The organism is Shewanella phaeophyticola, from assembly GCF_025398315.1.
In the GTDB taxonomy this organism is placed as follows: domain Bacteria; phylum Pseudomonadota; class Gammaproteobacteria; order Enterobacterales; family Shewanellaceae; genus Shewanella; species Shewanella phaeophyticola.
Genome location: NZ_JAODOQ010000001.1, coordinates 2,312,752 through 2,330,112, shown reverse-complemented (window position 1 = coordinate 2,330,112; position 17,361 = coordinate 2,312,752). Strand labels below are relative to the sequence as shown.

Annotated in this window: 18 protein-coding genes and 3 pseudogenes; 9 read left to right on the top strand and 12 right to left on the bottom strand. The window is 42.0% G+C overall.

The features are described 5' to 3' along the window. Positions 1 to 27: 27 nt before the first annotated feature. The 3 genes from norW to N4T56_RS10855 form a co-directional block, all read right to left on the bottom strand. Positions 28 to 1,173: an NADH:flavorubredoxin reductase NorW gene (norW, locus tag N4T56_RS10865; RefSeq protein ID WP_261733236.1), complete on the bottom strand. Its 1,146-nt coding sequence runs from the start codon at positions 1,171 to 1,173 to the stop codon at positions 28 to 30. Then, complete coding sequence (gene norV / locus N4T56_RS10860; RefSeq protein WP_261733235.1) at positions 1,170 to 2,663, bottom strand: anaerobic nitric oxide reductase flavorubredoxin; 1,494 nt, start codon at positions 2,661 to 2,663, stop codon at positions 1,170 to 1,172. The genes norW and norV overlap by 4 nt, the downstream gene beginning before the upstream one ends. Before the next feature lie 235 nt (positions 2,664 to 2,898). Further along, positions 2,899 to 3,732 carry a LysR family transcriptional regulator gene (locus tag N4T56_RS10855; RefSeq protein ID WP_261733234.1) on the bottom strand — a complete coding sequence of 278 codons (834 nt, stop codon included), beginning with the start codon at positions 3,730 to 3,732 and terminating at the stop codon, positions 2,899 to 2,901. A 102-nt stretch (positions 3,733 to 3,834) separates the two neighbouring features. Between N4T56_RS10855 and N4T56_RS10850 the strand changes: the two genes are divergently transcribed. From N4T56_RS10850 to N4T56_RS10840, 3 genes are all read left to right on the top strand, one after another. After that, the gene (locus tag N4T56_RS10850) at positions 3,835 to 5,025 is read left to right on the top strand and encodes a YbfB/YjiJ family MFS transporter (RefSeq protein WP_261733233.1); all 1,191 of its coding nucleotides are present in this window, start codon (positions 3,835 to 3,837) and stop codon (positions 5,023 to 5,025) included. 132 nt (positions 5,026 to 5,157) lie between these two features. Next, the gene (locus tag N4T56_RS10845; protein WP_315903032.1) at positions 5,158 to 5,580 is read left to right on the top strand and encodes a GNAT family N-acetyltransferase; all 423 of its coding nucleotides are present in this window, start codon (positions 5,158 to 5,160) and stop codon (positions 5,578 to 5,580) included. Positions 5,581 to 5,622: 42 nt separating this feature from the next. After that, positions 5,623 to 5,901, top strand: coding sequence for a hypothetical protein (locus tag N4T56_RS10840; protein WP_261733232.1), 279 nt, complete (start codon positions 5,623 to 5,625; stop codon positions 5,899 to 5,901). A gap of 67 nt (positions 5,902 to 5,968) precedes the next feature. Here the strand turns inward: N4T56_RS10840 and N4T56_RS10835 are convergent. Together N4T56_RS10835 and N4T56_RS10830 are read right to left on the bottom strand one after the other, a co-directional pair. After that, a pseudogene (locus N4T56_RS10835) lies at positions 5,969 to 6,537 on the bottom strand (VOC family protein). Between the two features lie 44 nt (positions 6,538 to 6,581). Further along, entirely contained in the window at positions 6,582 to 7,088 is a 507-nt protein-coding gene (locus tag N4T56_RS10830) for a L,D-transpeptidase family protein (RefSeq protein ID WP_261733231.1), read from the bottom strand. A 186-nt stretch (positions 7,089 to 7,274) separates the two neighbouring features. Between N4T56_RS10830 and N4T56_RS10825 the strand changes: the two are divergent. Then, positions 7,275 to 8,106: pseudogene (locus N4T56_RS10825) on the top strand (ion transporter). 81 nt (positions 8,107 to 8,187) lie between these two features. Beyond that, positions 8,188 to 9,671: pseudogene (locus N4T56_RS10820) on the top strand (MATE family efflux transporter). Between the two features lie 82 nt (positions 9,672 to 9,753). Here the strand turns inward: N4T56_RS10820 and N4T56_RS10815 are convergent. The 6 genes from N4T56_RS10815 to N4T56_RS10790 all read right to left on the bottom strand — a co-directional run bounded on the left by N4T56_RS10815 (position 9,754) and on the right by N4T56_RS10790 (position 14,373). Beyond that, positions 9,754 to 9,984 carry a DUF2986 domain-containing protein gene (locus N4T56_RS10815; protein ID WP_261733230.1) on the bottom strand — a complete coding sequence of 77 codons (231 nt, stop codon included), beginning with the start codon at positions 9,982 to 9,984 and terminating at the stop codon, positions 9,754 to 9,756. Positions 9,985 to 10,200: 216 nt separating this feature from the next. After that, the gene (locus N4T56_RS10810) at positions 10,201 to 10,650 is read right to left on the bottom strand and encodes a hypothetical protein (RefSeq protein ID WP_261733229.1); all 450 of its coding nucleotides are present in this window, start codon (positions 10,648 to 10,650) and stop codon (positions 10,201 to 10,203) included. Positions 10,651 to 10,798: 148 nt separating this feature from the next. Then, complete coding sequence (locus N4T56_RS10805) at positions 10,799 to 11,155, bottom strand: glutaredoxin family protein (protein ID WP_261733228.1); 357 nt, start codon at positions 11,153 to 11,155, stop codon at positions 10,799 to 10,801. Positions 11,156 to 11,262: 107 nt separating this feature from the next. After that, positions 11,263 to 13,410: a DUF748 domain-containing protein gene (locus tag N4T56_RS10800; RefSeq protein WP_261733227.1), complete on the bottom strand. Its 2,148-nt coding sequence runs from the start codon at positions 13,408 to 13,410 to the stop codon at positions 11,263 to 11,265. Then, the gene (locus tag N4T56_RS10795; protein ID WP_261733226.1) at positions 13,398 to 14,024 is read right to left on the bottom strand and encodes a DUF748 domain-containing protein; all 627 of its coding nucleotides are present in this window, start codon (positions 14,022 to 14,024) and stop codon (positions 13,398 to 13,400) included. Before N4T56_RS10795 ends, N4T56_RS10800 begins: the two co-directional genes overlap by 13 nt. Then, complete coding sequence (locus N4T56_RS10790; RefSeq protein WP_261733225.1) at positions 14,008 to 14,373, bottom strand: DUF748 domain-containing protein; 366 nt, start codon at positions 14,371 to 14,373, stop codon at positions 14,008 to 14,010. The genes N4T56_RS10795 and N4T56_RS10790 overlap by 17 nt, the downstream gene beginning before the upstream one ends. A 302-nt stretch (positions 14,374 to 14,675) precedes the next feature. On the opposite strand from N4T56_RS10790, the gene N4T56_RS10785 reads away from it, so the two are divergent. The 4 genes from N4T56_RS10785 to N4T56_RS10765 all read left to right on the top strand — a co-directional run bounded on the left by N4T56_RS10785 (position 14,676) and on the right by N4T56_RS10765 (position 16,791). Further along, a complete protein-coding gene (locus tag N4T56_RS10785; RefSeq protein ID WP_261733224.1) occupies positions 14,676 to 15,059 on the top strand; it encodes a GNAT family N-acetyltransferase in 384 nt (127 codons plus the stop codon). 435 nt (positions 15,060 to 15,494) lie between these two features. Beyond that, positions 15,495 to 16,193, top strand: coding sequence for a DUF445 domain-containing protein (locus tag N4T56_RS10775; RefSeq protein ID WP_261733223.1), 699 nt, complete (start codon positions 15,495 to 15,497; stop codon positions 16,191 to 16,193). A gap of 72 nt (positions 16,194 to 16,265) precedes the next feature. Further along, positions 16,266 to 16,616 (top strand): VOC family protein, encoded by a 351-nt coding sequence (locus N4T56_RS10770; protein WP_261733222.1) that lies wholly within the window; start codon positions 16,266 to 16,268, stop codon positions 16,614 to 16,616. Next, on the top strand, positions 16,591 to 16,791 hold the full coding sequence (locus N4T56_RS10765; RefSeq protein ID WP_261733221.1) for a DUF1289 domain-containing protein: 201 nt from the start codon (positions 16,591 to 16,593) through the stop codon (positions 16,789 to 16,791). Before N4T56_RS10770 ends, N4T56_RS10765 begins: the two co-directional genes overlap by 26 nt. Before the next feature lie 20 nt (positions 16,792 to 16,811). Here the strand turns inward: N4T56_RS10765 and N4T56_RS10760 are convergent, their stop codons facing one another. Next, on the bottom strand, positions 16,812 to 17,315 hold the full coding sequence (locus N4T56_RS10760) for a GNAT family N-acetyltransferase (RefSeq protein WP_261733220.1): 504 nt from the start codon (positions 17,313 to 17,315) through the stop codon (positions 16,812 to 16,814). Positions 17,316 to 17,361: the final 46 nt, after the last annotated feature.

Genomic DNA, 17,361 nt, shown 5'->3' with positions numbered 1-17,361 from the left:
GTAATCAGCACCGATTTAAATTGTAGGTTAAAGATTTGCGGGTAAAGCCCTGAGTAACGGGAACGTGTTGTTCATATGCTCTTGGGTGACCACAAATCCTATAATTTGTTTTTGCTCGTTAAAGGCTTTAACTGAACAGCCTTTTGCATCAATGTCTACCTGCCAAGACGCCACATCTTTAACCGTGCTGCCACCTAATTGAATGGGCATTTGTGGGGTTTTAACCTTAATTAACATCGCCGGTAAACTTAACGTTGTGGGTTGGCCTAATAAGGTTTTTGCCAGTGCATTGGCGCTTAACAAAATGGGTTGCAGATACGACATCACTTTGCCATTGATTTCGGCGCAATCGCCTAACGCATAAATATGCTTAACAGAGGTTTGCAGTTGCTGATTAACCACAATGCCGTGATTAACCTCAAGGCCTGTTTGTGTAGCCAAGGCCACATTAGCCTTTAATCCGGCTGCCGAAATAACGCAATCGATATGATGGGTTTTGCCAGAACTCAGCGTGGCACAAAGGGCAGACTCATTTTGATTAAGTGCGCTTACCGTTTGGCCAAACTCAAACTCTACACCGGCCTCAGTTAGCTTAGTTTGCAGCGTAGACGCGACGAGGTCGGGTAACATGTTCGCCATGACGCCTTTACTTGGGTCGACAACTACCACGTGTTTACCGCTGCAACTTAAATCCATTGCGATTTCGGTGCCAATCAGCCCTGCGCCAATCAGCATTACCCGCTTCGCCTCATGCAATTGCTGTTGTGCGCTGGCAAACTCTTGCAGACTATTTAAGGTCATCACCTTGTTGCTGGCGTTACCTTGCATAGGTGGGATAAATGTTTTTGCCCCAGTTGCCAATACTAATTGTGAATAAGGGTAGGCGACGTTGTTAACCCATATCCGTTGTTGTTGACTATCAATGCTGTCTACTCGCGTTAATGGATACAAAGTAATGTTGTACTGTGCAGCAAACTCTTGCGCTGATTGGCGAATTAAATCAGTACTGGTTTGCTGGTGACTAAATACATGGCTTAAATCTGGTTTATTGTAATCATGACCCTCATCAAGCGTAAAAACGGTAATCGGTTGTTGTGTATCTGTACGTCTAATGGCTTTAATTAATTGATATGAACCAAAGCCACTGCCAATAATGATGATAGGTGCACTCATGATGCTTTCCTCTGTGCAATCGGTGTAAATACCTCTTTACCTAAACCACAATCTGGGCAAAGGAAAAAGTCTGGCACTTCGCACCAAGGCGTACCCGGCTGTACATCTTGATTTGGCTCGCCTAATACGGGTTGATATACCCAGTTACACACGGTGCATAGCATCTCTTGTGTATCGCTAACCCGAGTACTTGATGCGCATGGTGTTTGAGCTGCAGGTGTTACTTCTTCTGTTAATTTAGCCGCTTGATTTTGAGTAAGAGGTGATGAAATCGAATCAACATTACTGAGATCATGTAACGCCCAGCTTTTTGCTATTTGGCGGCCATGTTCACGGCATTCGCGCATGGCTTTTCCGTCGGGTTTCCATTTTGCTTTTAGGCCGACTGTGGTTTCAAATCCGGCGTCGGTCAGGCGAGTGTGAATACGGTCTACTGCGCCGCCATTCCAACCGTAACTGCCAAATGCACCGGCTTTTTTATCTTTAAAACGTAATCCGGTGATTTCTTCAAGCATGCCAGCCACTTTTGGCATCATGACATTATTCATGGTTGATGAGCCGACCAAAATCCCTTTAGAGCGGAACACATTTGCAAGAATGTCATTTTTGTCATGGCGTGCCACATTAAACACTTTAACAGAGACGCCAGGGTCAACATCGTGGATCCCCTGAGCAATGGCATCAGCCATCAAACGAGTGTTGTTAGACATTGAGTCGTAGAAGATAGTGATGCGGTCTTCTTGGTAGTTATCTGCCCATTGCAAATACTGATGGATAATCTGTGTTGGGTTGTCACGCCACACCACACCATGGGCGGTGGCAATCATATCAACAGGGAGGTTAAAGCTTAAAACCTCGTTAATTTTAGCGGTTACCAGTGCACTAAACGGGGTTAAAATATTGGAGTAATAGCGTAAGCATTGATCCATTAATTCAATCTGGTCAACTTCATCATTAAACAAGCGTTCATCGCAATAATGCTGACCAAAAGCATCGTTACTAAATAGCACGGCATCTTCGGTTAAATAGGTCATCATACTGTCTGGCCAGTGCAACATTGGGGTTTCAATGAAGACCAATTGTTTGCCGTTACCGATATCTAGGCTATCGCCAGTTTTGACTATATTAAAATTCCATTCAGGGTGGTGATGCAAGCCGGTAATAGAGTCGATGGCATTTTCGGTACAATAAATTGGGGTATTAGGGATTTTTGCCATGAGTGCGGCCAATGCGCCAGAGTGATCTTCTTCTGCATGGTTAATCACAATGTAATCAATTAGATTAAGATCAATTTCCATCTCAAGGTTTTGAATGAATTGCAGGCTGAAACGATGGTCAACAGTATCGATTAAGACATTTTTTTGCTCACGAATAAGGTAACTGTTGTAGCTGGTGCCCTTAGTGGTTTTATATTCAGTGCCATGAAAGTCAAGAATTTCCCAGTCGCGTTGGCCAACCCAGTTGATGTTGTTTTTAATGTGAATAGTCATATTTACACCTGTAATAATTGAAAGTTAATCGTTATAAAGTAAAATTCTTACCTGTTAACGATGTTATTGCAGGTGTCGTGCCAATATATTTAATTGTTATTTATCAGTTCCTTATGTTTTTTATTGAAGGCGCAACTGTCATAAGGACACTTTTTGTTTATGTTAAAATGACACTGTCATGGTCATATTGACATCTTAAGGCGATATCCACTTTAATGTGAATAATATGTTTGAGTTATTTTGTCAGCAAGGTGGCTAGGGTTAAAATACCAGACTCTAATGGGCTGCCTTTACGATAAACAATCGATAACTGAACATGTTTAGAGCCGTGGCTCACAGGTGTCATGACCAATGATTTTTCATAACGGCTGCCTGCCACCATATTTTTACCAATAATGGTATAACCTAAACCTGCAGCAATGCAGCCCAATACGCCATCTGCACTACTCATTATCATGAGTTCATCATTGCCTCGACCAGCTTGTTGTCGCCACAACATAGCGTGTTGTCGGTAACCACAGCCTTCATCTCTAACCAATAATACCGGGTCATATTCGCTGTCTCGCGGCGTCACCATGATCAATTCTTCTTTAACGATTGGGATCACTACTAAATTTTTATGTTGAGGAGCATTGCCAATTGCAGCGCAATCGACTTTATTATTTAACACTGAGAACACTAATCTTTCGCTAGTGTCTGTATGAATTTTGGTGCGAATTTCAGCATGGTTGAGCTTAAGTTGTTTAAGCGCTAAAGGCATGTGTACGGCGGCAAATGTTTCGGGCATGCCAACACGTAACTCGTAAGTGTCTTTACTACGGGAAATAGCACAAATAGCTTGATGTTGTAATAACAATATTTGCCCAGCGTAATCGTATAGCTGTTGCCCGTTTGGGGTTAACTGCAGCTTTCTGCCCATCAGCGTAAACAGTTTGGTGTCGAGCTCAGCTTCGAGCTTCTTAATCCGATTTGTGATATTAGATTGTACAGTATTGAGTTTATCTGCCGCGCCTTTAATGCCTTGTTCATCGACCACGGCTTTAAAGGTTTCGAGTATTAACATTTCCATATGATTCTCAATATAAGAAGTTTTGCTTCAAAATAATTCAATTTTTAACATTAGCAGGTTGACGTATTGTTTGTTAATCGTTTTTCGATTAGGCGCAAAATAATGTTAAAGGAATTGACCGCTTTTCGAGTTTATTTTGCAGGTATTTGCAGTTTAATCGTCACCGTTGGGGTGGCACGATTTTCCTATAGTTTGTTAATACCGATAATGCAGGACAGTGCTGGTTTAATTGAGTCTGGCGCTGGTTGGTTGGCGACCACTAATTTTATGGGTTATATGTTTGGCGTGTTTATGGCGGCGAGCATGCATAATCTGCATTACAAATACCATTTACACCGTGTTTATTTACTCTTGAGTGTGGTGACTTCTGCCGCCATGGTGGTGACGACTGATATCGTCACTTGGGCAATATTACGCTTTTTTGCCGGTGTTTGTGCTTCTGGCGGGTTTATCATTGCTTCTGGTCTTATCTTAAAGTGGCTGGTAAGACACCATCATCGCGCCGAATTAGGGATCCACTTTGCGGGTGCAGGCCTTGGCATTATTATCACTTCATTATTGTTCGAGTTAATGCTTGGGCTGTCAGCTGATTGGCAGCAACAATGGTTAGCGCTTGCGCTGTTAGCCGCTGTGGTTTCTATTCCTGCATGGTTATGGATGCCGCATCCGTCAGCCGGTGAGCAGCAAGGAGAGGTTGCTAACGATAATCCACCCAGTCGCGAATTTAAGTTGCTGATGATGCTTGCCTATTTTTGTGCCGGTTATGGCTATGTCGTTAGCTCAACCTTCATTGTCGATATTGTCGAGCGTACAGAGGGATTACAAGGCCAGGGCAGTTTAGCATTTTTGTTCATTGGTATTGCTGCCACGCCTGCCGCATTAGTGTGGGACAGAATTGCGCGCAAAACCGGTTATGTTAAAGCGTTATTAGCCGCTTACTGTTTGCAAGCCGTGGGGATTATTCTGCCTGTGATGAATGACAGTTTAACCGTGGTTATTGCCAGTGCGTTATGTTTTGGCGGCACCTTTATTGCCTGCGTCAGTTTAGTATTAACCATGGCTGGTCAGTTTTATCCCAGTAACCCTGCTAAGTTTATGGGTACCATGACTTTATCCTATGGCGCGGCGCAAATTATTGCGCCTGTTCCTACGGGTTATTTAGCCGAGTTTTTTGGCCATTATGATATTGGTTTATATGTTTCGGCCAGTGTGGTTGTGATGGGAACGCTATTTTTACTCGGTTTACTTAGACTCGAAAGTCGTGCTGTGGCTAAAAAGCTTATTGTTAATTAAGGTGATTTTATTTAACGTGTAGGGATTCATAATTACAATTTAGAGGCTAAATTTAGTTTTTAGCCGTGTGGCTAAAAATTGTACATAAATTAATGATTAACTAAAACACTTACCCCTAAGGAATGTTAGTCGATGGACATTTTGCTGGATGATTTACAAGACGCTGGTGTGATTGAATTATTACAAGCGCACTTGGCTGATATGTATGCGACTTCACCACGCGAAAGTGTGCATGCATTAGATATCGACGAATTAAGCCACCCCAGTATTACGTTTTGGTGTGCAAAGAATCAAGGCGAGGTGTTAGGTTGTGTGGCGATAAAAGAGCTCAATAATACCCATGGCGAAATTAAGTCAATGCGCACAGCTGCAGCAGCGAGAAACCAGGGCGTGGCGACAGCCTTGGTATTACATCTGCTCAATGAGGCGAAACGTCGTGGTTATCAGCAGTTGAGTTTAGAAACCGGCACGATGGATTTTTTTGCCCCCGCAAGACGTTTGTATCAACGTCATGGTTTTGAATATTGTGGCTTCATTTGCAGACTATCAGGCTGATCCTAATAGTCTGTTTATGACTAAAGTCATTGATTAAGTTCAATGTTGAATAAAGTAAAACCAAGTAAAGCGCTTATCGTTGAAATGGCTAAACGCTCATCCATCTTCGTGGGAATTTTTGTTATTGCCATTATGATGTTGATGACGCCAGAAGATAAGTGTTTTGCATTTTTAGGTCACAACTTGTGCAGCGGAACAGAGAAGTGGCTAATCGTAAAATGGATATTCTTTTTCGATTCAATATTACTTGCGTATACCGCGCTGCCCCTATTGCACTTCCTTGCGCTACGATTTCTAATTAAACGTAAAAATAAACGTTGAATACGTTTAATTAAAATACGTTAAATATGCCGATTGGTATAATAGAACTGTCATCAAGCTGCTTAACTTACTGTTCGCTGGCGATAATGGTTTGAATATCATGAGGATGCACTTTTACACAAATCCCCTTAGCTTTAAACGCGATGGTTGGGTTGGCTAAACGCTCGTTATCACCTTTTGGTGAACTCTGTTTCACCTTAATCTTTCCAACCCCAGCTTGAGCATTATCTATGATGCTGGCCAATTGTGGTGCTTGTTCAATTAGTTCGGCAACAAGGGCTTCACAGGTTTGCGCTTGTGATGGAAACACCAATTCAATGTGCTCCCAACCCTCTACCGGGTAAACTTTATTTGATGGAAAGGGCAATTCAACACAAGGGATTTGCATGGCGCCGATCACTAACGGCTCAGTAAGCTTAATGATTAAAATGGCCTGCCATTAATCATGTTATTCGATATCACCTCACCATGCTGGCTAAATTCATCTGCAAGAAGCTGCGCTGCTGAATTGCTATTAACACGAAGAGCGGCATGATCAGCCTGTAAAGATAAGCTGTCTAGGCCTAATTCGGTAACAAATGCAGTAATGCGTTGGCTAAACTCTGCCCAAGTGTATTGTAACTGTTGGTAATTCATCGGCTTACTCAAAATTAACAAAAAACGGTATTCATGAGCATGGTTTATGGCCAGATTTCAATCGGCGTACCAGCATCAATCATTTGCCAAAGCTCGTCCATTTCTTTATTGGTGACGGCAATACAACCATTGATCCAGTTGTACTTTTGTGCTTCTTCTGGCGGTAATGGCGAGCGAGGGTTTTCACCGTGGATCATGATCATACCACCGGCAGGGATGCCGAGTGCATCAGCGCGTAATTTGTCTTCTTCGTTAGGATATGAAATATGAATCGATTTATAAAACGCACTGTCTGATTTTTTGTAATCTAAGGTATAGCGACCTTGTGGGGTGCGTTGATCGCCTTCTTTAAGTTTATGTCCTTGCGGTACATCACCCATGGCAATGAGGTAGCTCTTAACCACTTTACCTTCGCGTAATACGGACAAGCGAGACTCTGATTTATTGACGACGACTAAATCAATTTTAGCGTGCAAGGATTGCGACGATGAAGCATTTGCCCACAGTGGACAACACAATACAAGGATAAATAATATAGACAGCGCGCGCATGAAATCTCCGTAAACCAATGACCATTTTAATTTTTATTGTAAAATGACGTATTCCGAATGTTAAAACTCGACAGTCAATGTTAGATTTTAACGACATCAAGGGTTAATTGATATTAGTTAGCCGAGTTTATTTGCAAGATTTTTGCAAGTTCACCTAAAAGATTGCCAAATATAGCGAAATCTAAAATGAATACTGAAGAAAAAGCGGATAATCCGCTTAAACAACAACTAAGAAGTGTCATTTTTGGTACTGAAACCCCGCAAGGTAAGCGTTTCGATATTATTTTGATGATATGCATTGTGTTGAGTGTGCTGTTGATCTTTATTGACACTATTGAGCATATTAATGAGCAATATGGACAGTTAATTAGTATCGCTGAATGGAGCTTTACGGTATTGTTTACCGTTGAGTACATATTGCGATTATACTGTTCGCTTAATCGGTTGCATTATGCCCGCAGTTTTTTTGGTGTCGTCGACTTAGTGTCGATTTTACCCAGTTACTTAGCATTGATTTTCCCTGGAGCCAATGTTGCGTTAGCGCTGCGTGTGCTGCGTCTGTTCCGGGTATTTAGAGTATTGAAGCTATTGCGTTACTTAAGCGATGGCAATTTGCTATTAAAAGCGATGATGCAGTCTAGCCGTAAAGTGTTTATGTTTTTCTTTTCAGTCAGCCTCATTATCATGGTACTCAGTGTGATTATGTATGTGGTTGAAGTAGCCAAATAATGGCTTTACGTCGATTCCTAAATCCATGTATTGGACTGTTGTAACCATTACCACCGTTGGCTATGGCGACATCACTCCACAAACGCCGTTAGGCCAGGGCATTGCGGCATTAACCATGTTGATTGGTTATTCGATTATTGCCATACCCACGGGGATTTTAACGGCTGAGATTTCTCACGAGATGGTGAGAACTCGTGATTTACGTAAGTGCAGTAATTGTGGCAAAAAAGGCCATGATAACGACGCAGAATACTGTAATCATTGTGGTAGCGAGTTAGAAAAACTCTAATGTTATACACCACCCAGTTTTTACAGCCTGCTCTTTATCATCCAGATTTTTTTGCTGGGTGATTTTTATTAAAGGATAAGCATGACCACAGCAAAATTTGTCGAAGAGCCTATTTTACGTCACATATTAGTGATGAGTTCGACCGCGGCAGTTGGCATTTCGGCGTTATTCATTGTTGATTTACTTGATATTTTCTTTTTAAGTTTACTGGGTGAAGTCGAGTTGGCTGCCGCAGCGGGTTATGCCAGTACTATTTCATTTTTTACGACTTCAATTGGAATCGGCTTGTCGATTGCGTTAGGGGCTTTGGTGTCTAAGGCGGTAGGCGCAAAAAATATTAAACTCGCTAGGCGTTTATTTTTAAACAGTGCAATAGTGACCTTGTTAACCAGCGTGCTGGTGGCTATTGTGGTGTTTAGTTTTATTCCTGAGTTACTGGCTTTAGTGGGCGCGACAGGACGCACCGCTGAGCTGGCACAAAGCTATTTGACCATATTGATCCCTTCGTTACCGTTTATTTGCTTAGCAATGGCATTAGGTGGCGCGCTGCGTGCGGTAGGTGATGCAAAATTGTCGATGATGTCAACACTGGCTGGTGGCGGTGTGAATGCGGTGCTTGATCCTATCTTTATTTTTTCGTTGTCGATGGGGATAGAAGGCGCAGCCGCGGCGTCTGTATTAGCGCGTATTGCGGTGTTTATTATTTCTGCTCGTGGCGTGGTGATTAAGCACAAGTTAATGGGCCGATTTTGCTGGGTCGAGTTTAAACAAGATTTAGGGGTGATTTTTGCCATTGCAGCCCCTGCGATGTTAACCAATGTGGCCACTCCCATTGGTAATGCGGTCGTCACACGAGCCATTGCAGACTTTGGCGACAGTTATGTTGCGGGTTGGGCGGTGTTAGGCCGACTTATACCGGTCACCTTTGGGATGATTTTTGCCTTATCAGGTGCAGTTGGTCCATTGTGGGGCAAAATTTTGGCGCAAACGAATTTGATCGCGTGCGCTTAAGCTTAACCAAGGCGATTCAATTTTGCGTGGTGTACGTATTAGCCATGTCGTTAATACTTTTTTTGCTGAGAGATGTGATTGTAAGCAGCTTTGACATGAAAGGTGATGCAGCCGAATTGATATTATTTTTCTGCCAATATATTGCGGTGTTCTTTATTTTCTCGGGGATTTTATTTATCGCCAATGCCTCGTTTAATAATTTGGGTAAAGCTAAGTATTCAACCTTGTTTAATGTTGGTAAAGCGACCATTGGTACCATTCCTTTTGTGTATTTTGGTGCGCAGTGGGGCGGTGTTTACGGGGTGCTCATTGGGCAGGTTATTGGCGCGGTTATTTTTGGTGTAGTTGGTATACTGTGTGCGTATCGCCTCGTTGATAAAATCAGCCATCAGAGTATTGTGTCAGTCGATGCCAACAAAAAGCTGTTAGAAGATGATGCGATGAATATTGATATGGTCGCCGCGCCATTACCTACCTCGGGGCGAACCCAAATGGGGCAGTTAGATGAAGAGCCTTTGTGTAAGCAATTAGGCCAGCAAGATAACAAAGATTAACCGCGTGTTTACAGATCAAAAAGCCCCTATGACGGTTCACGTCATAGGGGCTTTTTCGTCGCGCGAATTAGCGCCAAGCCAGTTACTTTTTGTCTGCCGTCTCAGGCGTATCAACAACGGCTTCAGCAGGTGCGTCGGTGTCGTTATTGGCAGCCGCTTGCTCCGCCGCCGCAGCTAAAGCGATTTTTTCGCGTTCAGCTTTAGAAATATAACGCTCAACAGGTTTGCTGCTTGGGTTAGATGGCACTACTTTGTTTTTACGTGCTTTAGCACGCTTGGCCAACTTTTTGATCATCTCTTGCTTTCTATTCATCTGACTTCTTACTGTGTAAACGACAAACTATTCATATCATTTCAGAAGATAAATGGCTTATCAAAACGTGAAGACGCTGGTCTAACTGCCATCGGCGGCTTTACGAGAAAATTGGAGGCTAATTTTAGCGTAATTGCTGGGGAGTATACAGCAGTTTATCAAAAAGAGTTTGACAGACTCGTTAGCGCTATCAATGGCAATAACATAGCGTTGATGTTATTGCCCGAACTTTTTAATGTCTTTTGGGGTGGCACCGTCATTACATTCGCCACGAATTTCAGCGCGATCTGTTTCAACGTAACGGCTCAACTCAACAAAACCGTCTTTGCAGTAACCACTCATTTCGATGGTTTTTTGTAACCCTAAATCAACTTGTTGATGCCACAGTTCGAGGCGTTTTTCAGCATTACGTTGTTCAGCGAGATAACTTTGCAAGTCTTGTTTACGACGCGTTACACGTTGGTCATGAGGTTGGTCATTGGGCAGGGCGCGGTCGGTTGCTGTCGCGAGTTTTGCTTTATAAGTAAAGAGCTTAATCCCATCGCCTTTTATTTGAGTGCTAAAGGTATCACGAAATTGGCCGGCAAAGTCCATCGGATCCGGTGGATTTGAACTACACGCACTCAACAACACCGTACTACAAATAACTAAGCAAGTTTTAAACACTGATATCCCCTAAAGCCAAAATAATCTAATAAATCATACCTTAAGCAACCATGGTGAAGATAGTCCGCGCTCGGGTAAATTTATTTAAAGATAATATTTACAATGTTAAGCCGCAATCACTACGGCTTAATCAGATCCAAACAAGATGTTAAGTAAAGCGCTCGTTTAGGTAGCTGGTAATGGCCTTTGATTCATATAACCATTGAGTTTGGCCGTCTTGTTCAATGCGTAAACAGGGCACTTGTAACTTGCCGCCTTCAGCAGTCAAAATGGCTTTATTTTGCTCTTGTTTTGCATCAACGAGGTTAATGTTCAAATTTTGACGACGCATTTCACGGCGAACTTTTACACAAAATGGACATGCAGCATATTGATATAACGCTAATGATTGCGTTTGTTGGTTAATAACATCTTGTTGCTCTGGTGGGCGTTGACGCTTTTTAGGTGCAAATACAAAATTTAATAACAAAATAATTCGACCTAAAATCCAGCGAACAATAAACATATTTATCCTTAATTATTATCATGGTAAGCCCGTTACATTTTGAATAACGGGTTAATAAAAAATTAGCCGCAGTCTACTCGAAGTTTACTTTGGATAACAGGGCTTAACTATTTTGCTTGTAACTCTAACATGGCCATTGCTGCATTTTGATTGGTGTTTATTCGGCTTTCAAGCACAAATATTTTACCTGCATCGATTTGGCCTTGTTCTACTAAATACGCTTTTACGGCGCGAGCACGTGCTTGAGCGAGCAAACCTAGGTCATCGGCACTCACTTGTTGATTATTTTTCAACATGTTGTACAAGCTAATATGCCAACGAGTAGTCAATTCTTCTGGGGATATCTCTGGCACTTCTGCCACGATGGTTTGTTTAATGTCGTTAGGTAATTGGCCTAACTCTTGTTCAAACAATACGTAAAGCGCATCGGTTAATGCCCCGGATACTGGGAATTGACTGGCTGACAAATGCTTGGGCAGGGTGCGAGGTTTTATGGCCGCTGTTTTGGCGAGTTTTTGGTGAAGTTTACGCTCTGCTAGGGCGGGTTGGTCGTTAGCAACATCAACACTGCCTTTAATATTAAGGTTGAGTAATGGTCTTTCAAGCAAGGCGCTCGCGAGTTTGTCTAATGTTATTTGTTGTTGGTGTTCAATGGTACTGACTCCATGACCAAAACTGACTTTATCGATGGCTTCTTCGCTACCTACAAGGCCTGCAATAAATGAAAACGGTGAGGTCACGACTTTAGTGATGACGTTACCCAGCGCATTAACAATAACGCTGCCAAAGCTAAAGCTTGGTGAGTCAATGTCGCCTTCCACATCAACGCCTAAGTCGATAACACCATGACGGTCTTGTAATAATGCAACCGCAAGACTGATAGGCAAGCTTGTAGCTTCTTCACTATTACTGCGTTTACCCAGTTTTAGTTGGTCAATGACAAGGTGGTTGCTACCAACCAGCGCACTGTCTTTTAATTGGTAGTTTAAATCTAATGAGAGTTGGCCTTTGTCAATATAATACCCTGCATAGGTGCCTGAATATGGGTTAACCGATGTCAACTCAACTTTTTTAAAGTTGAGCTTTAAGTCTAGATACGGTTGCTCTAGTAAAGGGTTCACATCGCCTTTTAACGTTACAGGGGCATATTTATCAATTTTACCGGCTAAATCCACTGATGCAGTGGTTTGTGGGTTGGAAGATAAATGGGTGATATCACCATTGAGTAACTCAATGCCAGAAGCAAAGTTGGGGGTGAGTGAGTTATCTGCGAAAAAGGCAGAACTGTCTTTAAAGCCAATTCGATTAATGTTGAGCTGCATTTCAGGGCTGTCGGTATTATCCTCTGGAGACTCTTGCGTTGCGGCACTGACCGTTTGCGGCTCTGATGTTTCAGCCTCGGGGGTATCAGTGGCCGGGGTATTGTCATGAATTAACTGACTGATATTGGTACTTCGGTCTGCTGAAATAATCAAACGGCTAAACAGGCTGTCAAAGTTAATCTCATCAATATCAATTTTGGCTTGTTTACGGTCATATGACAGCTGGTTTATGTCCATGGTTTCCCAGTTCAATAATGGCTGTTTGAGCACATTATCTTTAATGTCAAGCTGAGCGATTTGGGCTTGGCCTTGGTAAATTAAGCTGTCGTTAGCATCTGCACTTAAGGTGCCTTTTGTAGAAAATACACCATCAGTAACGGTGACATTGATATAAGGAGCAATATAGGGTTGTAAGCGAGTTAGCAACATATTATTAAAGTCGATGTCGGCATTAATGCTTTGGGCTAATACATCAATTTGTCCGTTTGAATTTAATTGACTTTGTTCGTTAATGCCGGTTGAGAATTGATAGTCAATCGGGCTTGAAAAATCTGACACCACTTTGCCTGTGCTGACATTAATTGGACCCAGTTGCCAAATGATGATGTTATCGCTGGCAATACCTTCGCCTAAGGTTACTTGATACTGATCGAGTTTAAGTTGATTTAGGGTGACTAACCATGGCTGGTCATTCGTGGCCGGTTGCGTTTGGGCGGCAGTATTGACATTTTCAGGGGAGGCTGTTGCTTTTGTTGGCACAGTGGCATTGTCAGTGCTGCTGACTAACTCAATGTTTTTAGGGAGTAATAAGGTCGCCAAGTCAGCGCCTGTTGGGGTGATGTTGAGGTTTATTTTACCCTTTTCGGTGTAAAATTCATCAATAGTGACTTGTTGTTTTGGGGTATCAACATTGATGTTGTTTATTGCCAGCACCCCAATCGATATTTTTTCATCTTGTTGATGAACAGCCTTAACGTTTTCAATGATGATGCGTACCGGCTAATCTTAATGTCGCTTATTGGCGCGAGTGCTGCATCTTGTAAGGCGATGTTATAATGACCATTAACGCTTAATTGCCCCTGAGCTAAATTAATGGCGAACAGTTGGTCGATAAATGACCAGTAGCGTGATAAGTCAATGTTAGCAAGATTAATGTCGCCTTGTAGCGTTAAGGGTGATAACTGCAGTTGACCTTGCAGATTTAGCCCGCCTTGGTACTGATCTTCAATGGCGATGTTAAATTGATTGACCAAGTCTTGCTGGTCATCAATGGCAGCCAGGATGCTATCAAATTGGCTGAGCTTAAATTGAATATTGGGGTAGCTAATCAAGGTGTCAGTCACTTGGTCATCTAGCGTGAAGGTACCCTGTATAAGCTGAATATTTGCCATGCGCATTGATAACATTTCTGCAGTTTGCGGTTGCTGCTCTGCTTGTTGCGAACTACTTTCACTGGCAATACGTTCTATGATGTCACTGAAGTTATAGACATCATGCTGTTGCTCATCTTGACGTCGAGCAACACGAATTTTAGGCTGTTCTAACACGACATCTTCCAACACTATGTACCATTAATCGCAATGATTGCCACACTTGTAAGTTTGCGTATAAACGATCAAAGCTGACAAATTGAGCGTCATCACTTTGCTCATTTATTGCAAAACCAGTCACTGTGAGCTCAGTGGTAAAGGGATTAATGTGAATGTCTTGCACAATGACCTGACGCCCGAGTATTTCACCTAACTGTTGTGGCAATTGTTGCTTGGCTATCGCTGGAATTAAACCACCTAAAATGGCGCAAAACAGTAAATACACGCTGACAAGCCAAAATAGCCATTTTTGATAGGCTGGACGGCGTTTAAATTGAGTGCGAATTTGGGTAAAAAAGGATGTCATAGGAAATTATCTTGATCAATGCAGGGTCACAATGGTCTATAGTAACAAATAAAATGAAATACGAGGATTATTTTATAACACAAACAGATTAATTTACTTTGTTCTTCAATGATGCTAAATTGTTAAATGTAAAATTTAAGCTTATGTTATTAATGGGTTTTATTTTAACTGCAATGGCGGTTATCTGTTTGCGAATACATCTAATCGGTGTCATAGTTTTTTGGTATGTGACCAATATTCCGCTCGTTAACTTAATCTACAGCAAGCTCGACTGCTGTTATGACTACTTTCAAGGATGATTAATGCAAATTCGTCTCGCTTCGATCACTGATCTAGCGCCACTGAGTCAACTTTTTGATTTGTATCGGCAACAACTTAACCAGCCTGCTGATTATTCAGCTTGTCATGCTTTTTTAAATCATCGTTTAGTTGAAAACGACAGCATGATTTTTGTCTGTATCAAAGATGACACTATGGTGGGTTTTACCCAACTTTATCCTTCATTTTCTTCTTTGTTATTATCGCCTGTTTGGTATCTCGAAGATGTATATGTTGTGCCTGAATATCAACAAGCTGATGTTGAGGCGTTAATGTATCAAAAAGCAGAACAGCTGGCTCAAAGTACTGGGGTGTTATTGATTAATCATTATGAGCAACAAGTTGCAACTGAACAATGTACAGCTTAAGACTCGCGTAATTTATTGAAGGACACGAGGGTCTGTTGAACTTTGCTGGTTGAATTTTGTTCGAGTTAAAAACGTGTTAATCGAGGCGAATGGATTGATGCCTAGCCATCTAAGCAACTCTTCATTTGCAAAGAATCATTCAACAAAGAGTAAAACGTTTTTAGCCGAACCCTTTGGGCAGCGTTTGTTGGCCATTTTTACTGCGTTATCGACTTTATATGTAGAATAACTACACCTCAAGGTCTCTGCCTTGTACAAATTTCCAATAATTCGTTGCAAAAATAACCGTGAAAGATCAACAGACCCTAACAACTAGGTATAAACCTCGGTTTCATTTTCTGATAAAATGACTGAGGTTTTTTTGTGTCCTCTATATAGGTACTACATTCAAAGTGTGGCCGATTATCGGGACAGGATAATGTTAAGGAACAGAGATTGAACAAGAGCGTTGCGACAAATTTAATAGCCGCCATTTTTGTATTGGTCGGTTACGGCTTACAACAGCAAATCGTATTCACCATTGGCTTATTTGCATTATCGGGTGCAATCACTAATTGGTTGGCCATTCATATGTTGTTTGAAAAAGTGCCGGGGTTATATGGTTCGGGTGTGGTGCCATCACGTTTTGAAGAGTTTAAGGCCGGTATTCAGCATTTGATGATGCAACAGTTCTTTACCCAAGAAAACATTGATCGTTTTTTAACGAGTAGCAGTGCCAGTAATATAGATTTAACTCCAGTGATTGAAAAAATTGATTTAGCGCCTTCTTTTGATGCACTGGTTGATACCATTGAAAAGTCGTCATTTGGTGGCATGCTAGCAATGTTTGGCGGCACTGAAGCGCTTATCCCATTAAAAGAACCTTTTATTGAAAAAATGAAACAATCTTTGGTCGAACTTGCGCAAAGTGATCAATTTAACGCTATTTTAGTGAATGAGCTTGAGCAACCAAGTGTTATGGCCGATATGCAGGCTAAGGTCGCTAATATTGTTGAGCAACGCTTAAACGAATTAACCCCAGAATTGGTGAAGCAGATTGTGCAAGATATGATTAAAAAGCACCTAGGATGGTTAGTGGTATGGGGCGGCGTGTTTGGTGGCATTATTGGCGCGATAGCTGCGCTGTTGCAATAAGTCGGCTATAAAACCCGCAAAAGCCTCTGTTCGCCATAGATAAGTGTTTAATGCAATTTAACAGAGGTGATTATGAGCCAGCACAACAAGATTAATTATTTAGAAATACCGGTTAGAAATGTGTTGGCCACTAAAACCTTTTTTAGCCAGGTGTTTGGGTGGCAATTTCAGGACTATGATCCAGAATACAGCTGTTTTTTACAGGTGGGCATTGACGGTGGTTTTTATCAGTCATCTAGCCAGTTTACATTAGCAACAGGCTGCCCATTGATTGTGTTGTACAGCCAGGACTTATTGGTCACTCAAGCCGCTATTACCCTAGCCGGAGGTTTGATTAGCCGCGATATTTTTAGTTTTCCAGGTGGTAAACGTTTTCATTTCACGGACGTAAATGGTAATGAATATGCGGTATGGTCAGAATAAACCCACCGTTGATACACCTTGTGTTAGGCATTGCTGTTTAGACAATAACGATGTCTGTTTAGGGTGTCATCGCTCATTAGATGAGATCTTGGCGTGGCATTCGATGAACGATCAACAAAAAAGTGAGTTGATAGCGATTATGCAACAGCGTGCAATCGCAAGCCAAAATCGTTAACGGAATAGACCTGAACATTGTTATGTTGATTGAGCCTCAATATCGGTTCTAAACAGAGTAAACCCGCGGGCTTGATAGTTTTGCAATGCACTAGGGTGGTCTAATGAACAGGTATGCACCCACACTCTGCGGGTATCGGGCAGTGCCCAGGCATGTTCAATAGCTTGAGTCAGTAGATAACCGCCATACCCTTGACCAATAAAGCGCTGTGCTAGACCAAAGTACATGATTTCGACATTACCATCTTCTTGTTGCTGTAATTCAAAATAACCTGCTGGCGCCCCATCGACATAAGCAACATACAAATGCAGGTTGTCGGCTTCGCTATAAGCTTGCCATTGGCTGTCTTTCCACGCGAGCTTGTCGATCCATTGCCAAGCTGCACCGACAAGCTGATACAAAAATCGATTGAACTCAAATTGTTTAACCTTGGCCTGGATTAACGTTAAACCGTTTGATTGTTGCTTGGGCTTGAGTTGACTGCGGTCGGTCATTTCTAAATTGAAAATACTGATCTCGGGCATCTATCCGGTTCTCATTTTATACTTTGAGGGTTAGCCTTCAGTTTAA